Origin of the sequence: Pseudomonas sp. PDM09, assembly GCF_014852305.1 — a bacterium.
GTDB lineage: Bacteria > Pseudomonadota > Gammaproteobacteria > Pseudomonadales > Pseudomonadaceae > Aquipseudomonas.
The window spans coordinates 375,916-396,759 of record NZ_JACVBI010000006.1 but is presented as its reverse complement, the minus strand read 5'-3'; the positions used below and the strand labels follow the sequence as shown (position 1 = coordinate 396,759).

The window sequence follows — 20,844 nt, the reverse complement described above, 5'->3', positions numbered from 1 at the left end:
AAGACTCCGTTCTTAAGGTTGTTTGAGGCTGGCCACGGCGGTCGGGTTGGCGCTCGGGATCACGTGCGCAGCTACGCCGCTGGCGAATACTTGATTGCCCACGGCGCGCAGGGTGATGACCTGAAAGCGCTGATCGACGGTGACCTTGACCACCGAGCCGCCCACGGCGCTCGGCAGCGTGACGCTGTGCTCGCCTTTCTTCAAACGCAGACGCACCACCTGAGTGTTGTCCGGCAGCGTGCGCCACGTACGGGTATCGGCGCCTTCGAGTACAGCTGAAGTGATGCCGACGGCAAGACCCGCCAACGGGTTGGTTTCATTGATCTGCTTCTGTGCCACGCCACGGGTGATCGCCCGCACGGTGGTGCGCAGGATGATGCCTGGCATGTCATCACGCAGCGCGCGACGGGACATGGCAGTGGTGCTGTTGAGTTGCGTCAGGTCCAACTGCTGACCGTCCACGCCGATTTGGGCGAACACGGCGGTGGAGGTATCCGGCTTGATGATCGGGAACGACAGCGGCGTAATCACCACGTTGTTGCTGATAGGCAATGGCAGCGGAATGCGGATCGAGTCGCGGGACGGCGCCAGACCGCTTTGCACCACGATCAGGATGTCGCTGTCCTCGTTCCTGGCGGGTTTATCGAGATTCACCAGCGCCTGCTCCAGCAGTGGCGTGTTCGGACGCAGCTCGGCGGCCTTGCGATAGCCCGGTGCCGCCAGATCTTTCTCACCCAGGGCTTCATAGACGAAGCCGGCCAGATAATGGCTGAACGCACTCTGGTAGCTGTTTTTCAGGCTGACCACTTCCGGTGCGTCGAGGCTCGCCACCGGATAACCCTGCAAATCCTTGTACTGGGTTTTGACGCCTTCTTTCTCGGCTTGCTCTTCGCTCTTGAGGTATTCCTTGTCACGCAGGTCGGCAATCACCGCTTCACGTTCGTGAGTCTTCTTGATCGCGGTGCGCGCGCCATCGAAATCATTCACCGCCAGCAGGTTGAGGGCCATCTGCGTGGTCAGCATGACTTTTTCGTAGTCGTAGCCTTCGTAGCGACGAACCTTGTCGTTGACCAGGAAGCTGCCGAACTGAGCCAGGTACTTGTCGGTGTCGAGCTTGACCGCGTCTTCCCACTTGCCCACCACCTGATCGGCGCTGGTCCAGGCGTTCTGGCTGCCTGACAAGTCGCCCTTGGCGCGCAGCAGTTCGCCCTTCTCGAAGTAATAGAGCAGGTCTTTGTCTTTGCTGGTGTTGTTCTTTTCCAGCAGGGTCAATGCGGCGTCGACGTTGCCGGAGGCCAGTTGCTGGTTGGTTTGTGCAAGTTCCGAATCGTAGTTACGAAACGCCGAGCAGCCGGAAAGCAATGTGACAGCGCTGAGCGCGATCAAGGTGGGGGCACGGAATGCCATAAGGGTACGTCTTCCCTGAATTTAAGCAGCCGCGTGCTGGTCGGGCTGTTGGGACCCATCGGCAGGGCTGTTGGCCTCATGCCAATTCCTCATAAAAAAGGAGCTTAAATGCCATATCGCAATAACGACGGCGCGGCATTATAAACAGGGATGATGGCCATGTAATGGCTTTTTAATTTCATATTTTCGCAATGTGCCATTACTTATTTCAGGCCGGACTCCACGTAGCGTTCTCAGGAAATTCCAACAAAGCTTGAGTGAAACTCATTGGGAGTGAACAATGTGTTACTTCGTATTTCCATTTGAGATTTATTCATGATTGCCTCCTCTCGTTTTCTGGCGTGGCTCGTGCTGCCGGTGATCGCGTTTTGCAGTTTCAATGCGCTGGCCGAAACCGCGGAAGGTGCGCCCAAGGCCCTGCATTTGCTCGATTACATTGGCGCCGATTACCCAGCGACGGTTGAGGCGGGCAAGGTCATCGATGAGTCTGAATACCGCGAACAGCAGGAATTCCTGAAAGTGCTGCAAGGTTTGATCGCCGATTTGCCGGCCAAACCCGAACGGGCAGAGCTGGAGCAGGGCGTCAACAGCCTTGGCGCTGCCATCGCCGCTCGCAAGGACGGCGCGGATGTTGCCCGTCAGGCGCGGCAGCTGGGGGCAAAACTGGCGGTGACCTATGAGGTCAGCCAGGCCCCGGTTATCACTCCAGACCCGACTCGCGGCGCGCCGCTGTATACCCAGCAATGCTCGGTGTGCCATGGCGATGCGGGCGCCGGTGACGGTCCGGCGGGTGTCGGCATGACGCCACCGCCGGCCAATCTGCGCGATGCCGTGCGACTGGACCGTCTGAGCCTCTATGCGATCTACAACACGCTGGGCATGGGGGTTGAAGGCACCGACATGCCGGCCTTCGCCGATCAACTGGATGATCGTCAACGTTGGGACCTGGCAACCTATATCGCCAGCTTCAGCGCCGATCCGGCTGCGGCCAAATCCGAGAAAACCTACAACATCGCCGACCTGGCACGTCAGACGCCAGCCGAGGTGCAGGCCGCTGAAGGTCCGCAAGCGGCCGCCACTTTCCGGGCGCAACGAGCGCAACCGCCCCAGGTCAAGCGTGGTCCGGGGCAGTTGCTTGATTACACGGCGGCCACCCTGGACAAGAGCATCGCAGCCTACCGCGCCGGCGATCACGATCAGGCTTATGACTTGTCGGTAGCGGCGTACCTGGAAGGCTTCGAACTGGTCGAAAGCTCGCTGGACAACGTCGACGCCAACGTGCGCAAAGACACCGAAAAATCCCTGATGGCGTACCGTCAGTCGTTGCAGGACGGCTTGCCGGTGGCCCAGGCCGAGCAGCGCCTGGAAGCGGCCAAAGCCAAGTTGAAAGAGTCCGCTGGCCTGCTAGGCAGTGATGGCTTGAGCTGGTCGCTAAGCTACATTTCCGGTCTGTTGATTCTGCTGCGTGAAGGTCTGGAAGCGATTCTGGTGCTCGCGGCGATCCTCGCATTCCTGCGCAATACCGGTCAGCAATCGGCGGTACGCAGCGTCAACATCGGTTGGGGCCTGGCACTGTTGGCCGGGCTGGCGACCTGGGCGGTTGCGGCTTATGTGATCGACGTCAGCGGCGCCCAGCGTGAACTGCTGGAAGGCGCGACGGCGTTGTTTGCCAGTGTCATGGTGCTCTGGCTCGGCGTGTGGATGCATGACCGTCGCCACGCAGCGGCCTGGCAGGATTACATCAAGAGCAGCCTGGTGAGCGGTGGCGGGCGTTTCGGCTTTGCGATTCTGGCGTTTTTCTCGGTGTATCGCGAACTGTTCGAAGTGATCCTGTTTTACGAAACCCTGTGGCTGCAAGCCGGGCCAGCAGGGCATAACGCCGTAATGGCGGGCGGCGCAACGGCGCTGGTAATGCTGATCGGTCTGGCCTGGGTGATTCTGCGTGGCTCGGCGAAACTGCAGCTGGCGTTGTTCTTCAGCATCAATGCCGGGCTGTTGTGCGCATTGTCGGTGGTGTTTGCCGGCCATGGCGTGAAGGCGTTGCAGGAAGCCGGGATCTTCGGCACGCGGCCGGTGCCGTTCTTTGACTTCGACTGGCTGGGGATCCACGCTGATGCGTATTCCCTGAGTGCTCAGGCTGTGGCGATCATTGCGATCATTGTGTTGTATAGCCGTAGCCGGATGGCCGAGAAGCGGCGGGTGTCGGTTTCTTAAAAGCATTCGCTGCGCTCATAATCGCGGGCAAGCCCGCTCCCACAGGTTCAGCGCTAACCTTGTGGGAGCGGGCTTGCCCGCGATGCTTTTCAATAGAGGAAACACTATGCGCGTGTGGATCGATGCCGACGCCTGCCCTCGGGCAGCCAAGGATCTGGTGGTGAAGTTCGCCCTAAAGCGCCAGTTCGAAGTGGTGCTGGTGGCCGGCCAGCCGCAGATCAAACCGGGCCTCACGCTGGTGAAGTTGATCGTAGTACCCAGCGGCCCGGATGCCGCTGACGATTACCTGGTGGAACACGCGGCGCCGGGTGAGCTGGTAATTTGCAGCGATGTGCCGCTGGCGGACCGGTTGGTGAAGAAAGGCGTGGCGGCACTGGATCCGCGGGGCAAAGAGCTCGATGCGCAGAACATGGGCGATCGGCTGGCGGTGCGTAACCTGTTCACCGATCTGCGCGAGCAGGGCCAGATGAGCGGCGGGCCGGCGCCGTTTGGCGAGCGCGAGAAGCAGGCATTCGCCAATGCGCTGGACCGGATACTTACGCGGTTGTCGCGCAAAGCCTGAAAAGATCGCAGCCTGCGGCAGCTCCTACATGGACCGTGACCGACGCAAATTATGGGTCAGTGCAAAATCCTGTAGGAGCTGGCGAAGCCTGCGATCTTTTGATCTTGCTTCTTTACTCGTCGTTTTCGTGGGTCAGTTCCAGCACGCGGTCGACCAGTTTGTTGATGCCGGAAGCGGCCTCGCTGATCGATTGCGCCAGCATGTACGCCGGAGTGCTCACCAGCTTGCGCGCCTTGTCTTCGACGATGTCGGTCACCGCGCACTCGGCATGGGTGGCGCCCATTTTGTTCATCGCGGCGGCGGTATCGGCATCGTTGCCGATGGTGCAGGTCACGCCCGGGCCGTAGATCTTGGCCGCCAGGGCCGGCGAGATGCAGATCAGCCCCACCGGCTTGCCGGCCTCGGCGAACGCTTCGGTCAACGCCAGGACGTCAGGCTGAACGCTGCATCCGGCACCTTCGACGGCAAAGGTCGACAGATTTTTGGCCGATCCGAATCCGCCGGGAACGATCAGCGCATCGAAGTCTTCGACGCTGGCTTCACGGATATCCTTGATGTTGCCCCGGGCGATCCGTGCCGATTCCACCAGCACGTTGCGTGCCTCGGGCATTTCTTCGCCGGTCAGGTGGTTGATCACATGCAACTGCGCGATATTGGGTGCGAAACACTGCACCTGGGCGCCGCGCTGGTCCAGCCGCAGCAGGGTGATCACGCTTTCGTGGATTTCGGCGCCGTCGTACACGCCGCAGCCGGAAAGGATCACTGCAATTTTTTTGCTCATGGGCTTTTCTCCAGATTCATGGCGTTAAATGTCCACTAATTTGTCACTCGTTGCCATAGGGTTAATACGCGGCTCCACCTAATCTCTGCTGAACGATTCTGATCAGGGCGCGTCATGGACTTCATTCTGTATGCGGTGCCGTTTTTCTTTGTGCTGATTGCGGTCGAGCTGCTGGCCGACCGTTGGCGCGGGGTGAGCAATTACCGCGTGGCAGACGCGATCAACAGCATCAGCACTGGCGTGCTGTCGACTACCACGGGTCTGTTGACCAAAGGCGTCGGCCTGGTGACTTATGCCTTCGCCCTGAAGCATCTGGCCGTGATCGAGTTGTCGGCCGACAGCGTCTGGGTCTGGGTGTTCGCTTTCGTCTTCTACGACTTCTGCTACTACTGGCTGCACCGCATGGGCCACGAGCGCAATATCCTCTGGGCCGCCCATTCGGTGCATCACCAGAGCGAGGACTACAACCTCTCCACGGCCTTGCGCCAGACCAGCACCGGGTTTGTGTTGAGCTGGATTTTCTACCTGCCCATGGCCGTGCTCGGCGTTCCACTCGTGGTGTTCGTCAGCGTTGCGGCGCTGAATCTGCTGTACCAGTTCTGGGTGCATACCCGGCACATTCCCAAGCTCGGCTGGTTCGAATGGTTCTTCGTCACGCCGTCCAATCACCGGGCTCACCATGCACAGAACGCTCTTTACATGGATCGCAACTACGGCGGGGTGTTCATTATTTGGGACCGTCTATTTGGCTCGTTCCAGGAAGAGGACGACAACGAGCCGGTGATTTTCGGCGTGACCACACCGCTGGCGAGCTGGAATCCGTTGTGGGCGAATGTGCAGTTCTATGCGCAGCTGTGGGATGACGCCCGGCGTGCCGAAAGCGGATGGGACAAGCTGCGGATCTGGTTCATGCGCACCGGTTGGCGACCAGCGGATGTGGCGGCCAAGTACCCGATGAACAAACCGGACCTGAGCCAGTTCCGCAAATTCGAGGTACCGCTGGACGGGCGCCAACAGTGGTATGTGGCGCTGCAGTTCTGCGTCTACATCGCCTTGGGCAGTTACTTGATGAACCTGGAGCAAAGTCTGCCGACCGCAGCCCTGGTGTTGGGCTGGGGCGCCGTGGCGCTGGGGCTGTTTGTGCTGGGCGCGGCCCTGGAAAATCGCCCGCAGGCGTTGAGGCTGGAGTTGTTGCGGCTGGCGTCGAACCTGCCGCTGGTGTGGCTGGCGCCAATGGTCGGGTTATGGCCGGACAGTGTAATGGGCAATGCGGTGGGCTGGGTGGGGCTGCTCAGTTACAGCCTGCTCAGCGGGATCGGTCTCTACTGTTGTAGAAACCGCTTCACTCGATGGGCGTCGTAGGTTCGCTGGACTTGGCCTGTCCGGCTTTCAACGCTTGCTCGTCGGCATAGATCTTCTTCGCCAGACGGGCATTCTTGAAGCGCCGCCGCAGCCACAGGCAAAAGCCCAGTACCAGCAAGGCGCCCAGCACCCACAGCTCATACTTCTTGACGCTGCCCAACATGCCTTCGAGCACTGCGCCGAAATGATAGGCGGCGGAAGCCAGCGCGGCGGCCCAGATGGCTGCGCCAATCCCGTTGAGCAGCAGGTAACGTCCCGGCGGATAGCCCGACAGGCCGATCGCCACTGGCATCACGGTGCGCAATCCATAGACAAAGCGGAAGCTCAGCACCCAGATGTCCGGGTGCTTGCGGATATGTTCCAGCGCCCGATCGCCCATCAGTTGCCAGCGCGGTTTGCGCGCCAGCAGTTTGCGCCCGTGCTTGCGTCCCAGGAAGTACCACAGCTGATCGCCGGCATAACTGCCGAGGAATGCCACGAGCATCACCACCTTGATGTCCATGTATCCACGGAACGCAAGGAAGCCCGCGAGCACCAGGATGGTTTCGCCTTCGAAGAACGTGCCGAGAAAGAGGGCGAAGTAGCCGAATTCCTGAAGAAATTGTTGGAGCATTGTCTGGGTGCTGGCGAAATGAACGCGCAGCCTAACCCCTCGGACACATTCAGGAAAGTGTCAAAATGTGTCTCGACGTGAACATTTCCTACAAGGACAATGGAATGCGGCTTCCTGAAGCACAACTGTCATCCGTTCGTCATAATGGCCGCTTATAACTGTCACGCTCGCCCGCCAGCGCGGGCTCAGGAGTCTGCCGTGAGCTTTACCCCCGCCAATCGTTTGTTTCCTGCAACCCGCCTGCGTCGAAACCGTCGTGATGATTTCTCGCGTCGACTGGTCCGTGAAAACGTACTGACCGTCGATGACCTGATCCTGCCGGTGTTCGTGCTGGACGGTGAAAACCGTCGCGAAGCGGTGGCGTCGATGCCGGGCGTCGAACGCCTGACCATCGACCTGTTGCTGGAAGAGGCGGCCAAGTGGGTCGAGCTGGGGATTCCTGCCCTGGCATTGTTCCCGGTGACGCCGCCGGAGCTCAAATCCCTGGACGCCGCTGAAGCGTGGAACCCCAACGGCATCGCCCAGCGCGCCACCCGAGCCCTGCGTGACCGGTTCCCGGAGTTGGGGGTGATCACCGACGTCGCCCTGGACCCGTTTACCACCCACGGTCAAGACGGCATTCTCGATGAAGAAGGCTACGTGCAGAACGACATTACCGTCGACGCACTGGTTAAACAGGCCCTGTCCCACGCCGAAGCCGGCGCTCAGGTGGTGGCGCCTTCGGACATGATGGACGGTCGCATTCAAGCAATCCGCGAAGCGCTGGAGCTGGCCGATCACGTCAACGTGCGGATCATGGCTTACTCGGCCAAATACGCCAGCGCCTATTACGGCCCGTTCCGCGATGCGGTGGGTTCGGCGCTGAACCTGGGCAAGGCCAACAAGGCCTCCTATCAAATGGACCCGGCCAACAGCAACGAAGCCCTGCACGAAGTGGCGGCGGACTTGTCAGAAGGCGCGGACATGGTCATGGTCAAGCCAGGCATGCCGTATCTGGATATCCTTTACCGGGTCAAAGAAGAATTTAAAGTGCCGACCTTTGTCTATCAGGTCAGCGGTGAATACGCCATGCACATGGCAGCGATCCAGAATGGCTGGTTGAGCGAAGGGGTTATCCTCGAATCCCTGACCGCTTTTAAACGTGCAGGCGCTGATGGCATCCTGACTTACTTTGCCGTCCGTGCTGCTCAATTGTTACGAGAGCAAAAATAGCCCTCCCAGGAACATTCGATGAATACCGAAGGACTCACTGAAGTTGCCGTAAAAGACGCTCAACCTGTGGTGGAGCCAATCGCCGAAACCCCGCCGGAGCTGGAGCCTGCTCCTGCCGCGGTGGTGGCCGAGCCCGTTGTTGCGGCGCCAGCGATTGCCATTCCCGGCCTGGATGACAGCAGCCTGTACATCCATCGTGAGCTCTCGCAACTGCAGTTCAACATCCGCGTGCTGGAACAGGCGCTGGATGAGTCCTACCCATTGCTGGAGCGGCTGAAGTTTCTGCTGATTTTCTCCAGCAACCTGGACGAGTTCTTCGAGATTCGTGTGGCCGGCCTGAAGAAGCAGATCACCTTCGCTCGCGAACAGGCTGGCGCCGATGGCCTGCAACCGCACCAGGCCCTGGCTCGCATCAGTGAACTGGTGCACGGCCACGTCGATCGCCAATACGCGATCCTCAATGACATTCTGTTGCCGGAACTGGAAAAACATCAGGTCCGCTTCATCCGTCGCCGTTACTGGACCACCAAGCTCAAGACCTGGGTTCGTCGTTATTTCCGCGACGAGATCGCCCCGATCATCACTCCGATCGGCCTCGACCCGACGCACCCGTTTCCGTTGCTGGTGAACAAGAGCCTGAACTTCATCGTCGAGCTCGAAGGCATCGACGCCTTCGGTCGCGACTCCGGTCTGGCGATTATCCCGGCGCCGCGTCTGCTGCCGCGGATCATCAAGGTGCCGGAAGAAGTCGGCGGTCCCGGCGACAACTATGTGTTCCTGTCGTCGATGATCCACGCCCACGCCGATGACCTGTTCCAGGGCATGAAGGTCAAGGGCTGCTACCAGTTCCGCCTGACCCGAAACGCCGACCTCGCAGTCGACACCGAAGATGTCGAAGACCTGGCCCGCGCCCTGCGCGGCGAGTTGTTCTCCCGTCGCTACGGTGACGCGGTGCGGCTGGAAGTTGCCGATACCTGCCCGAAACACTTGTCCGACTACTTGCTCAAGCAGTTCAACCTGCATGAGACCGAGTTGTATCAGGTCAACGGCCCGGTCAACCTGACCCGGCTGTTCAGCATCACTGGCCTGGACAGTCATCCGGAGCTGCAATACAACCCGTTCACCCCGCAGATCCCGAAACTGCTGCAAAACAGCGAGAACATTTTCAGCGTGATCAGCAAGCAGGACATTCTGCTGCTGCACCCGTTCGAGTCGTTCACCCCGGTGGTCGACTTGCTGCGTCAGGCAGCGAAAGACCCGCACGTGTTGGCGGTACGCCAGACGTTGTATCGAAGCGGTGCCAACTCCGAGATCGTCGATGCGCTGGTAGACGCTGCGCGTAACGGCAAGGAAGTGACGGCGGTGATCGAATTGCGCGCGCGGTTCGATGAGGAGTCCAATCTGCAACTGGCCAGCCGTCTGCAAGCGGCCGGTGCGGTGGTGATTTACGGCGTGGTCGGTTTCAAGACCCACGCCAAGATGATGCTGATTTTGCGTCGCGAAGCGGGCGAGATTGTCCGCTACGCCCACTTGGGTACCGGCAACTATCACGCGGCCAACGCCCGTCTGTATACCGACTACAGCCTGCTGACCTCCGACGATGCCTTGTGCGAAGACGTCGGCAAACTGTTCAGCCAGCTGATCGGTATGGGCAAGACCCTGCGCATGAAGAAACTGCTGCACGCACCGTTCACGTTGAAGAAGGGCATGCTTGATATGATTGCCCGGGAGACGCAATTCGCCCTCGACGGCAAACCGGCGCACATCATCGCCAAGTTCAACTCGCTGACCGACCCGAAGGTCATCCGCGCGTTGTATAAGGCCAGTCAGTCCGGGGTGCGTATCGATCTGGTGGTGCGTGGCATGTGCTGCCTGCGACCGGGCATCGCCGGGGTCTCCCACAACATCCATGTGCGCTCGATCATCGGTCGCTTCCTGGAACACACCCGGGTCTTCTACTTCCTCAACGGCGGCGAAGAGCAGATGTTCCTGTCCAGCGCCGACTGGATGGAGCGCAACCTCGACAAGCGCGTCGAGACTTGCTTCCCGGTCGAGGGCAAGAAGCTGATTTTGCGGGTCAAGAAAGAGCTGGAGCTTTATCTCACCGATAACACCCACAGCTGGAGCCTGCAGTCGGACGGTCGCTACATCCGCAACACGCCGACCGGCAACCAGAACCCGCGCAGTGCCCAGGCAACTTTGCTTGAGCGTTTGGGTAGCCCGATTCTGGCTGTTCGTTAACGCGCAAACCCTGTGGGAGCGGGCTTGCTCGCGAAGGGGGCAGCACATTCAGCATGGATGTTGACTGACACACCGCCTTCGCGAGCAAGCCCGCTCCCACATGGGGCTTGCATCGTCTGCTGAATCGCGGGCACAAAAAAAGGCCTTCCGAAGAAGGCCTTTTTCAATTTCAACGAACGTTAAGGACGAAGCTGACGCGAGTCAGCCATTCCGCTTCCAGGGCGAAGTCGGCCTGGGTCAACTGGTTGTCGTCCAGCCAGTGTTCCGGGAACAACACGTCCAGGCTGTCGCCGTTGGCATGCAGCACGACCTGTGGCATTTCCTGGATACCGCGGATGTGGTGGAACAGAATCGCAAAACGCAGTAGCACGCACAGGCGAATCAGCTTGATGCCGTCGTCGCCGAATTCGGCGAACTTGTCCTTGGGAATGTTGCGTCGGTGGCCACGTACCAGTAGCGCGAGCATTTGCTGGTCTTCGCGGGAGAATCCGGCCAGGTCCGAGTGCTCGATCAGGTAGGCGCCGTGCTTGTGGTACTGATAGTGGGCAATGTCCAGGCCCACTTCATGGACCTTGGCGGCCCAGCTCAGCAATTCGCGCCAGACACCGTCATCCAGCTGCCAATCCTCGGCCACTTGATCGAAGGCATGCAGCGCCTTGCGTTCGACCCGTGCGGCTTGTTCCAGGTCAACGTGGTAACGCTCCATCAGCGAGCTGAGAGTGCGCTCACGCACGTCTTCATGATGATGACGGCCCAACAGGTCGTAGAGCACGCCTTCGCGCAGGGCGCCTTCACAGTGGTCCATGCGTTGCAATTCGAGGGCGTCGAAGATCGCTTCGAGAATCGCCAGCCCGGCGGGGAAAATCGCCCGACGGTCGGGCTTGATGCCTTCGAAATCGATTTTCTCGGCATCGCCGAGTTTGAACAGCTTGCGCTTGAGCCAGGCCAGGCCTTCGGCATTCACTTCGCCAGTGCCATGCCCGCCGGCCTTCAGCGCCAGGCCAATGGCGCGAATGGTGCCCGAGGAGCCGATGGCTTCATCCCAGGTCAGGCGGTGCAGGGCGTGTTCGATGCTCATGATCTCCAGCCGCGCCGCGGTGTACGCCTGGGCATAGCGGGCCGGGGTGATCTTGCCATCCTTGAAATAGCGCTGGGTATAGCTGACGCAGCCCATTTGCAGGCTTTCGCGCAGCAGCGGTTCGAAGCGCTGGCCGATGATGAATTCGGTACTGCCGCCGCCGATGTCGGCTACCAGGCGCTTGCCCGGCGTGTCGGCGAGGGTGTGAGAGACGCCGAGGTAAATCAGGCGCGCTTCTTCACGGCCAGAGATGACTTCTACCGGATGGCCAAGAATTTCTTCGGCGCGGTGGATGAATTCGGCGCGGTTACGGGCTTCGCGCAGGGCGTTGGTGCCGACGATCCGCACCGTGCCGGGCGGCATACCGCTGATCAGTTGGGCAAAACGCTTCAGGCAATCGAGCCCGCGCTGCATGGATTCTTCGCTGAGTTGGCGCTCTTCGTCGATGCCGGCGGCCAGCTGAACCTTCTCCCCGAGACGTTCGAGAATCCGGATTTCGCCGTTCTGGGCCTTGGCCACGACCATGTGAAAGCTGTTGGAGCCCAGGTCGATTGCGGCGATCAGGGACAGATTCTTGGCTTGGGATTGCGGCATGGTCAGGGGGTCTCGGTCGATAACCTCGACATCCTGCCACGATCAAACGCTGCCGCCAACGCGTAGGCGCTGTCGAAGGCTGCGATCTTTTACCACGGGGCATCCGTGGTGTTGCGAATGGCCTCTTCGCGGGCAAGCCCGCTCCCACAGGTTTTTGCGTCGAACACACCATCGCGTTCCAGCAGAGAACCCTGTGGGAGCGGGCTTGCCCGCGAAGGCGGCCTTGCAGGCACTGAAGATCTCTCAGCCTGCCGCCTCAACCGTCCCGATAAAATTCGCCAGCTCCGCCGTCTGCGGGTTGGCAAACAATACCTTCGGATCCCCCACCTCATGCACCTTGCCATGGTGCATGAACACCAATTTGTCCCCAACCTCGCGGGCAAAGCGCATTTCATGGGTGACCATGATCAGCGTCATGCCCTCTTTGGCAAGTTGCCGGACCACGCTCAGCACTTCGTTGACCAGTTCCGGATCCAGTGCCGAGGTGATTTCATCGCACAACAGCACCTTCGGCGACATCGCCAGCGCCCGGGCAATCGCCACCCGCTGTTGCTGGCCACCAGACAGTCGGTCGGGAAAGGCATCGAATTTTTCCCCCAGCCCCACCCGTTCCAGCATCTGCCGCGCCAGTTCGGCGGCTTTGGCTTTCGGCACTTTCTGCACCACTTGCGGCGCGAGCATGACGTTTTCGCCCACAGTGAGGTGGGGGAACAGATTGAACTGCTGGAACACCATCCCGACTTTCTGCCGCAGGCTGCGCAGGTCGGCGCGGGCGGCGTCGAGGTATTCGCCGTCGACTTCGATCACGCCGTCATTGATCGACTCCAGACCATTGAGGGTGCGCAGCAAGGTGGATTTGCCCGAGCCACTACGGCCGATGATCGCCACCACCTGGCCTTCGTCGACACTCAGGTCGATGCCTTTGAGCACATGGTGATCGCCGTAATACTTATGCAGGGCGGAAATTCTAAGCAGAGGCATGCAGTCTCCTTTCCAGGTAGCGCGCACTGAGGGACAAGGGGTAGCAGAGCAGGAAGTAACCGAGCGCCACCAGGCCGTAGACCATGAAGGGCTCGAAGGTCGCGTTGGCGAGCATGCCGCCGGTCTTGGTCAGTTCGGTGAAGCCGATGATCGAGGTGACGGCGGTGCCTTTGACCACTTGCACCGAGAAACCCACGGTTGGCGCCACAGCGATGCGCAGGGCTTGCGGCAGGATGACGTAACGCAGTTGCTCCAGCGGGTTGAGTGCCAGGCTCGACGAGGCTTCCCACTGGCCATTGGGGATCGAATCGACACAACCGCGCCAGATCTCCGCCAGGTAAGCGCTGGTGAACAGCGTCAAGGCCATGGCCGCGGCCATCCACGGCGAAATCTCCACACCGGCCAACGCCACACCGAAGAACACCAGAAACAGCTGCATCAATAGCGGCGTGCCCTGGAACAGCTCGATGTAGGTGCGGGCGAAGTGGCTGGGCAGGGATTTTTTTGAAATCCGCATCACCATGATCAGCAATCCGATCAGCCCGCCGCCGATAAACGCCACCAGCGACAATGCCAGGGTCCATTGCAGCCCCGTGAGCAGGTTGCGCAGGATGTCCCAGAGGGTGAAATCACTCATTGGCTGCTGCTCCTTGCTATGTAGCGCCGGCCGATCCAGTTCAGCAATTGGCGGATCAGCAGGGCCATGCACAGGTAGATCAGTGTGGTCAGGGCATAGGTTTCAAAGGCGCGAAAGTTGCGCGATTGAATGAAGTTGGCGGCGAAGCTCAGCTCTTCGGTGGCGATCTGCGAACAGACCGCCGAGCCGAGCATGACGATGATGATCTGGCTGCTCAGGGCCGGCCAGACCTTGCCCAGCGCCGGCAGCAGAACCACGTGACGGAAGGCTTCGAAGCGGGTCATCGCCAGGGCGGCCGCGGCTTCCAGCTGCCCGCGGGGGATCGCTTGAATGCCGGCGCGGATGATCTCGGTCGAATAGGCGCCAAGGTTGATCACCATCGCCAGCACCGCCGCCTGCCATTCGGAAATCTGCAGGCCCAGCGACGGCAAACCGAAGAAGATGAAAAACAACTGCACCAGGAATGGCGTGTTGCGGATCAACTCGACGTAAACCCCGAAAATGCCGGCGAACGGGCGGATGTTCCACGCCCGCACCAGTGCCCCGACGATACCCAGACCGACCCCGAGCACCGCGCCAATGGCCGTCAACTCAAGGGTGAACAGCGCACCGCGCAGCAGCAGATCGGTGTTTTCCACCACCGGCAAGAAATCGAACTGATAAGCCATAAATCGTCTCCGCGAACGATCAGAGATCGGCCGGCAGCGGCTCTTTCAGCCAGGTTTGCGAGTTCTTTTCCAGCGCACCGTCAGCCTTGGCCGTGGTGAGGATGTCGTTGACCTTGCCCAGCAGCGCCGGCTCCTTCTTGTTCACGCCAACGTAAACCGGCGAGTCCTTGAGCTTCACCTTGAGGGCTGGCACGCGTTTCGGGTTTTTTTCGCTGATCGCTACCATCACCACGTTGCCACTGGCGATCAGGTCGACTTGCCCTGCCAGGTAAGCGGCGATGGTCGAGTTGTTGTCTTCGAAGCGTTTGATGGTCGCGCCTTCGGGAGCGACTTTGGTCAGTTCGATGTCTTCGATGGCGCCACGGGTGACGCTGATGGTTTTGCCCTTGAGATCGTCCAGGCCCTTGATGGCGGCGTCTGGCGGGCCGAACACGGCGAGGTAGAACGGCGCGTAGGCACGGGAGAAGTCGATGACTTTCTCGCGCTCAGGGTTCTTGCCGAGGCTGGAAATCACCAGGTCGACTTTGCCGGTGGTCAGGAACGGAATGCGGTTGGTGCTGTTGACCGGGGTCAGTTCAAGTTTGACCTTGAGTTGGTCGGCCAGCAGTTTGGCGGTGTCGATATCGAGGCCGCGAGGTTTCATGTCCGGGCCGACCGAACCGAACGGCGGGAAGTCCTGGGGCACGGCGACTTTGAGGGTGCCGCGCTTGACCACATCCTCCAGACCGTCGGCGTGGGCGGGTGCCTGGCTCAGCATCAAGCTGGCAAACAGGGTGGCGAGGAGGACGCTGTAACGCATGGTCATGGCAAATCTCCGGATCGGCGGGAAGTGATTTCTGCGGATCGACAGAGCACGGGCCATGCCAAGATTGGTTTTTGGGGGGCGCAGGCCACGGTTTTGCTGGTGTCGCTCGGTCTTACTGGTCTGAACAGTTGAGTGACATTTCGCACCCTGATGGCGCACCCGTGAAAATTCCCGAACCCCCATGGGGCACGACTTGCCGGACGTCGCGAATAGCTTTACAACTAGCCGCTCATTGGCCTGGCTCGTCTGAAAAAACCATGAACTCGATCTCCCGCGCCGTACCCGAAGTGGCGCTGCAAGCCATCCGCAAACTGATCACCGAGCAAGGTTTCGGGGCGGGGGATGCCTTGCCCTCGCAACGGGACCTGGCGGTGCAATTGGGGGTCAGTCGAGCGTCATTGCGTGAGGCGTTATCGTCCCTGAGCGCACTGGGCGTGATCAGTATCCAGCCGGGCAAGGGCGTGTTTGTGCAGTCACCAGTCGATCTGCCCCGGGGCGATGCGGCGCCGGGCTGGCCGTTCGCGGCTCAGGCATCGCCGCTGGACATCTTCCAGTTGCGCTACGCGCTGGAAGGTTTTGCCGCCGGGCTGGCGGCCGTGACCCTGAGCACCGATGAACTCGATGTCCTGGAAGACAATGTCGCCGCCATGCGCAACGAACTGCGTGCCGCCGACTTCGATGCAGCGGCGCGACTGGATTTCGAGTTTCACCGGCGCATCCTCCTGGCCAGCGGCAATCAGGCGATGCTGAGCATTCTGACCGCCAGCGCCGACATCTTCCTGGAGAGCCAGAAGCTACCGTTCATCCGGGCCGAACGGGCGATGGAAACCTGGCAGGAACACCGTAAAATCCTCCGTGCGCTGGCTCGTCGGGCCTCTGGTGCCGCGCAGAAGGCCATGCAGGAGCATGTGCGCAATGCCGCCCTGCGTACCGGAATTGCTTTCGTCGCTCCCGCCACCTCATGACTTGAGCTATACCCAAACTCATGGGCCACCATAGCGAGACTCAATCATCTGCGGCTTCCTGAACACGGGAAGGGCGGCTATGATGGGCCACGTTTTTTATTGCTTACAACCCGGAGACATCCATGAGCAGCGATCTTATCAAGCACGTCACCGACGCTAACTTCGAAGAAGAAGTACTGAAGGCTGCTGGCCCTGTGCTTGTTGACTACTGGGCTGAGTGGTGCGGCCCTTGCAAAATGATCGCCCCGGTTCTGGACGAGATCGCTGGCACCTACGCTGGCAAGCTGACCGTCGCCAAGCTGAACATCGACGAAAACCAGGAAACCCCGGCCAAGCACGGCGTGCGCGGTATCCCGACGCTGATGCTGTTCAAGAACGGCAACGTCGAAGCCACCAAGGTCGGTGCGCTGTCGAAGTCGCAACTGGCTGCTTTCCTCGACGCCAACATCTAAGCGTTGTTATAAAGCGTCATGAAAAGGCCCCGCATAATGCGGGGCCTTTTCGTTATTGAGGGCTAGACGCTCCGAAACTCAGGTGGTACATTCGGCCCCGCACTGGTTTCTCCACTGCCCCCTGCTAGCCGTCGCCGACGCACTCCTTTTCGAATAAGTACGCGATCCTGTCGCCTTCTCTGCGGCGCGGCCTCATTAAGCCAAAAGCTTAATTTCCCCCCTCCATAAATGATTACGTCATTCCTATATGAATCTGACTGAACTCAAGCAAAAGCCGATTACCGAACTGCTCGAATTGGCCGAACAGATGGGCATAGAAAATATGGCCCGTTCGCGCAAGCAGGACGTGATTTTCTCCCTGCTCAAAAAGCACGCTAAAAGCGGCGAGGAAATCTCCGGTGATGGCGTGCTGGAGATTCTCCAGGACGGCTTCGGCTTCCTGCGCTCCGCTGACGCTTCCTATCTCGCCGGCCCAGACGACATCTACGTCTCGCCGAGCCAGATCCGCCGCTTCAACTTGCGCACCGGTGACACCATCGTTGGCAAGATCCGCCCTCCAAAGGAAGGCGAGCGTTATTTCGCACTGCTCAAGGTCGACACGATCAACTACGATCGCCCCGAGAACGCGAAAAACAAGATTCTCTTCGAGAACCTGACCCCGCTGTTCCCGACCGTGCGCATGAAGATGGAAGCCGGCAACGGTTCCACCGAAGACTTGACCGGTCGTGTCATCGACCTGTGCGCCCCGATCGGCAAAGGCCAGCGCGGCCTGATCGTTGCACCGCCGAAAGCCGGTAAAACGATCATGCTGCAAAACATCGCGGCGAACATCGCACGTAACAATCCTGAAGTTCATCTGATCGTATTGCTGATCGACGAACGTCCGGAAGAAGTGACCGAAATGCAGCGCACCGTGCGTGGCGAAGTGGTTGCCTCGACGTTCGACGAGCCGCCAACCCGCCACGTGCAGGTTGCCGAAATGGTGATCGAGAAGGCCAAGCGCCTGGTCGAACACAAAAAGGACGTGGTGATCCTGCTCGACTCCATCACCCGTCTGGCGCGTGCCTACAACACCGTGATCCCGAGCTCCGGCAAGGTGCTGACCGGTGGTGTCGATGCCCACGCCCTGGAGAAACCGAAACGTTTCTTCGGCGCTGCACGGAACATCGAAGAAGGCGGCTCGCTGACCATCATCGCTACCGCGCTGGTTGAAACCGGCTCGAAGATGGACGAAGTGATCTACGAAGAATTCAAAGGCACCGGCAACATGGAACTGCCTCTGGATCGCAAGATCGCTGAAAAACGTGTGTTCCCGGCCATCAACATCAACCGTTCCGGTACTCGCCGCGAAGAGTTGCTGACGGCCGACGACGAACTGCAGCGTATGTGGATTCTGCGCAAGCTGCTGCACCCGATGGACGAAGTCTCTGCCATCGAGTTCCTGGTCGACAAGCTGAAACAGACCAAGACCAACGACGAGTTCTTCCTGTCGATGAAGCGCAAGTAAATCGCAGAAAGTCAGCAAAAGCCGGGGAAACCCGGCTTTTTGCTATCTGATTTTTGATGAACCGGCAGTTCGTGGTTCTGAATAGAGGGGTTCGGCGCTAAACTGCCTGCCCCGAACGCCACGGCCAACACGAGGCTCACGCATGCAGTATCGCGACTTGCGCGACTTTATCAGCGGCCTGGAAAAGCGCGGCGAACTCAAGCGCATCCAGGTTCCAGTGTCCCCAGTGCTCGAAATGACCGAGGTCTGCGATCGAACGTTGCGCGCCAAGGGCCCGGCGCTGCTTTTCGAAAACCCTACCGGTTATGACATTCCAGTACTCGGCAACCTGTTCGGCACCCCCGAGCGCGTGGCGCTGGGCATGGGCGCAGAAGCGGTCAGCGAGCTGCGCGAAATCGGCAAGCTGTTGGCATTCCTCAAAGAGCCCGAGCCGCCGAAAGGCCTGAAAGACGCTTGGTCCAAGCTGCCGATCTTCCGCAAGATCATTGCCATGGCACCGAAAGTCGTCAAAGACGCGGTGTGCCAGGAAGTGGTCATCGAAGGCGACGATGTCGATCTGGCGATGTTACCGGTACAGACCTGCTGGCCGGGCGACGTCGGTCCACTGATCACGTGGGGCCTGACCGTCACCAAAGGTCCGAACAAGGACCGCCAGAACCTCGGCATCTATCGTCAGCAAGTGATCGGCCGCAACAAGGTGATCATGCGCTGGTTGAGCCACCGTGGCGGCGCGCTGGATTACCGTGAGTGGTGCGAGAAACACCCCGGCCAGCCGTTCCCGGTCTCCGTGGCCTTGGGCGCTGACCCGGCAACCATTCTGGGTGCTGTGACGCCCGTACCGGACAGCCTTTCCGAATATGCTTTCGCCGGTCTGTTGCGCGGCAACCGCACCGAACTGGTGAAGTGCCGAGGCAACGACCTGCAAGTGCCGGCCACTGCTGAAATCATTCTGGAAGGCGTGATCCATCCGGGTGAAATGGCCGACGAAGGCCCGTATGGCGACCACACTGGCTATTACAACGAAGTCGACAGCTTCCCGGTGTTCACCGTCGAACGCATCACCCATCGAATCAAACCGATCTATCACAGCACCTACACCGGCCGTCCGCCGGATGAGCCGGCGATACTCGGTGTGGCGCTGAATGAAGTGTTCGTGCCGATCCTGCAGAAGCAGTTTCCGGAGATCACCGACTTCTACCTGCCGCCCGAAGGCTGTTCGTACCGCATGGCCATCGTGACCATGAAGAAGTCGTATCCTGGGCATGCCAAGCGGGTAATGCTCGGTGTCTGGTCGTTTTTGCGACAGTTCATGTACACCAAGTTCGTTATCGTCACTGACGACGATATCAACGCACGGGACTGGAACGACGTGATCTGGGCCATCACCACGCGCATGGACCCCAAGCGCGACACGGTGATGATCGACAACACGCCGATCGACTACCTCGACTTCGCCTCGCCGGTTTCCGGCCTGGGCTCGAAGATGGGGCTCGATGCCACGCATAAATGGCCAGGCGAAACCACCCGCGAGTGGGGCCGGGTCATCGTCAAGGATGAAGCCGTTACCCAACGGATCGATGCCATCTGGAATCAGTTAGGAATAGATTGATGCGTGTAACCTTGCAGCCCTCCGGAGCAGTGCTAGAGATTCTGCCCGGCGAGCGGATTCTCGATGGCGCGCGGCGCCTGGGCTATGAATGCCCGCAAAGCTGTCGTAACGGCAATTGCCATGTGTGTGGCGCGTTGCTGGTGGAAGGCCGGGTCGAACAAGCCGGCGATGTGCGTGACCATGGCGAGTTCTACACTTGCATTGCAGAGCCGCTGGAAGACTGCATCGTGCTGTGGGATGGCGTGCTCGCGCTGGGAGAATTGCCGGTGCGCAGCGTGTCGTGTCAGGTCATTGAATGCAGGGATGTTGGCGGCGATACCTGGCGCGTGCGTCTGCGTGCGCCGGCGGGCAAGCCGCCGCGCTATCACGCCGGCCAGTACCTGATGATCGAGCGCGAGAGCGGTGAGAAATCCGCCTTCTCCCTGGCCTCTGCACCGCATTCCGGGCGCGACCTGGAAATTCATGTACTGGCGCGCGAAAGCAGTGCGTTGAGCCTGATCGAACAGCTTCAGCGCAACGCGATGGTGCGCATCGAGATGCCGTTCGGCGATACCCATTTGGCGGAACTGCCGGAGGGTCCACTGGTACTGATTGCTGCCGGTACCGGCATGGGCCAGATCCACAGCCTGATCGAACATTGCCGGGCCACGGGATTCAAGCATCCGGTGCATCTGTATTGGGGCGTGCGTCGTCCTGAAGACTTTTATGACATTGAGCATTGGGACGAATGGTTGAAGTTGCCCAATCTGTTCCTGCATAAAGTCGTCAGTGATCAATGTGGCTGGGGAGGGCGCTGCGGCATGTTGCATGAGGCGGTGTGTGAAGATTTCCCTGATCTGAAAGCCCTGCACGTCTATGCCAGCGGCTCTCCGGCCATGGTCTATGGCACGCTGGATGCGCTGGTCGAAGCGGGGATGGATGCCCATCAAATGCGCGCGGATGTGTTCGCTTACGCCCCCCGATCTTGATCCGCGATCTTAAATCGTTATAACTCCCCATATAGCCGATCGGTATTTATAAATTTTTATAGATGCCGGTAGGTTATATCTCATTCAGGCAATAAGTTTTAGAGCGCCGCTATGGCACTTAAATTGCCTTAAACCATATGTGCCTTATTGTTACAGCGGTGCGTTCTATTAAGTAATTCTTCACCCGC

At 59.8% G+C, this 20,844-nt stretch carries 18 protein-coding genes; 10 read left to right on the top strand and 8 right to left on the bottom strand.

Annotated elements, in window-relative coordinates:
• Positions 1–12 precede the first annotated feature (12 nt).
• On the bottom strand, positions 13–1,407 hold the full coding sequence (locus IB250_RS17300; RefSeq protein ID WP_192344999.1) for a COG3014 family protein: 1,395 nt from the start codon (positions 1,405–1,407) through the stop codon (positions 13–15).
• Between the two features lie 315 nt (positions 1,408–1,722).
• Between IB250_RS17300 and IB250_RS17295 the strand changes: the two genes are divergently transcribed.
• Positions 1,723–3,621, top strand: a complete 1,899-nt coding sequence (locus tag IB250_RS17295) for an FTR1 family protein (RefSeq protein WP_192344998.1) — start codon at positions 1,723–1,725, stop codon at positions 3,619–3,621.
• Positions 3,622–3,727: 106 nt separating this feature from the next.
• Positions 3,728–4,183 carry a YaiI/YqxD family protein gene (locus IB250_RS17290; protein WP_192344997.1) on the top strand — a complete coding sequence of 152 codons (456 nt, stop codon included), beginning with the start codon at positions 3,728–3,730 and terminating at the stop codon, positions 4,181–4,183.
• Between the two features lie 112 nt (positions 4,184–4,295).
• On the opposite strand, the gene elbB is transcribed toward IB250_RS17290, so the two are convergent.
• Complete coding sequence (gene elbB, locus IB250_RS17285) at positions 4,296–4,964, bottom strand: isoprenoid biosynthesis glyoxalase ElbB (protein ID WP_192344996.1); 669 nt, start codon at positions 4,962–4,964, stop codon at positions 4,296–4,298.
• Between the two features lie 114 nt (positions 4,965–5,078).
• Here elbB and IB250_RS17280 point away from each other — a divergent pair, with 114 nt between their 5' ends.
• Positions 5,079–6,326 carry a sterol desaturase family protein gene (locus IB250_RS17280; RefSeq protein WP_192344995.1) on the top strand — a complete coding sequence of 416 codons (1,248 nt, stop codon included), beginning with the start codon at positions 5,079–5,081 and terminating at the stop codon, positions 6,324–6,326.
• Here the strand turns inward: IB250_RS17280 and IB250_RS17275 are convergent.
• Positions 6,307–6,939, bottom strand: coding sequence for a DedA family protein (locus tag IB250_RS17275; protein ID WP_192344994.1), 633 nt, complete (start codon positions 6,937–6,939; stop codon positions 6,307–6,309). The genes IB250_RS17280 and IB250_RS17275 overlap by 20 nt on opposite strands.
• Positions 6,940–7,137: 198 nt before the next feature.
• Between IB250_RS17275 and hemB the strand changes: the two genes are divergently transcribed.
• Complete coding sequence (gene hemB, locus IB250_RS17270; protein WP_007899362.1) at positions 7,138–8,151, top strand: porphobilinogen synthase; 1,014 nt, start codon at positions 7,138–7,140, stop codon at positions 8,149–8,151.
• An 18-nt stretch (positions 8,152–8,169) separates the two neighbouring features.
• Positions 8,170–10,392 carry a polyphosphate kinase 1 gene (gene ppk1 / locus IB250_RS17265; RefSeq protein ID WP_192344993.1) on the top strand — a complete coding sequence of 741 codons (2,223 nt, stop codon included), beginning with the start codon at positions 8,170–8,172 and terminating at the stop codon, positions 10,390–10,392.
• Positions 10,393–10,561: 169 nt separating this feature from the next.
• Here the strand turns inward: ppk1 and ppx are convergent, their stop codons facing one another.
• The 5 genes from ppx to IB250_RS17240 all read right to left on the bottom strand — a co-directional run bounded on the left by ppx (position 10,562) and on the right by IB250_RS17240 (position 15,155).
• Entirely contained in the window at positions 10,562–12,064 is a 1,503-nt protein-coding gene (ppx, locus tag IB250_RS17260; protein ID WP_123500426.1) for an exopolyphosphatase, read from the bottom strand.
• Between the two features lie 243 nt (positions 12,065–12,307).
• Positions 12,308–13,045 (bottom strand): amino acid ABC transporter ATP-binding protein, encoded by a 738-nt coding sequence (locus IB250_RS17255; protein ID WP_008076079.1) that lies wholly within the window; start codon positions 13,043–13,045, stop codon positions 12,308–12,310.
• Positions 13,032–13,682: an amino acid ABC transporter permease gene (locus IB250_RS17250; RefSeq protein WP_192344992.1), complete on the bottom strand. Its 651-nt coding sequence runs from the start codon at positions 13,680–13,682 to the stop codon at positions 13,032–13,034. The genes IB250_RS17255 and IB250_RS17250 overlap by 14 nt, the downstream gene beginning before the upstream one ends.
• Positions 13,679–14,350 (bottom strand): amino acid ABC transporter permease, encoded by a 672-nt coding sequence (locus IB250_RS17245; protein ID WP_008076077.1) that lies wholly within the window; start codon positions 14,348–14,350, stop codon positions 13,679–13,681. The genes IB250_RS17250 and IB250_RS17245 overlap by 4 nt, the downstream gene beginning before the upstream one ends.
• Positions 14,351–14,369: 19 nt before the next feature.
• Positions 14,370–15,155, bottom strand: a complete 786-nt coding sequence (locus IB250_RS17240) for a transporter substrate-binding domain-containing protein (RefSeq protein WP_192344991.1) — start codon at positions 15,153–15,155, stop codon at positions 14,370–14,372.
• Between the two features lie 257 nt (positions 15,156–15,412).
• Between IB250_RS17240 and IB250_RS17235 the strand changes: the two genes are divergently transcribed.
• The 5 genes from IB250_RS17235 (at position 15,413) to IB250_RS17215 (ending at position 20,656) form a co-directional block, all read left to right on the top strand.
• Positions 15,413–16,120, top strand: coding sequence for a FadR/GntR family transcriptional regulator (locus IB250_RS17235; RefSeq protein WP_192344990.1), 708 nt, complete (start codon positions 15,413–15,415; stop codon positions 16,118–16,120).
• Between the two features lie 122 nt (positions 16,121–16,242).
• Positions 16,243–16,572, top strand: coding sequence for a thioredoxin TrxA (gene trxA / locus IB250_RS17230; protein WP_007899382.1), 330 nt, complete (start codon positions 16,243–16,245; stop codon positions 16,570–16,572).
• A 247-nt stretch (positions 16,573–16,819) separates the two neighbouring features.
• Positions 16,820–18,079 carry a transcription termination factor Rho gene (rho, locus tag IB250_RS17225; protein WP_007899384.1) on the top strand — a complete coding sequence of 420 codons (1,260 nt, stop codon included), beginning with the start codon at positions 16,820–16,822 and terminating at the stop codon, positions 18,077–18,079.
• 142 nt (positions 18,080–18,221) lie between these two features.
• On the top strand, positions 18,222–19,688 hold the full coding sequence (ubiD, locus tag IB250_RS17220; RefSeq protein WP_007899385.1) for a 4-hydroxy-3-polyprenylbenzoate decarboxylase: 1,467 nt from the start codon (positions 18,222–18,224) through the stop codon (positions 19,686–19,688).
• Positions 19,688–20,656 carry a CDP-6-deoxy-delta-3,4-glucoseen reductase gene (locus IB250_RS17215; protein ID WP_192344989.1) on the top strand — a complete coding sequence of 323 codons (969 nt, stop codon included), beginning with the start codon at positions 19,688–19,690 and terminating at the stop codon, positions 20,654–20,656. The genes ubiD and IB250_RS17215 overlap by 1 nt, the downstream gene beginning before the upstream one ends.
• Positions 20,657–20,844: the final 188 nt, after the last annotated feature.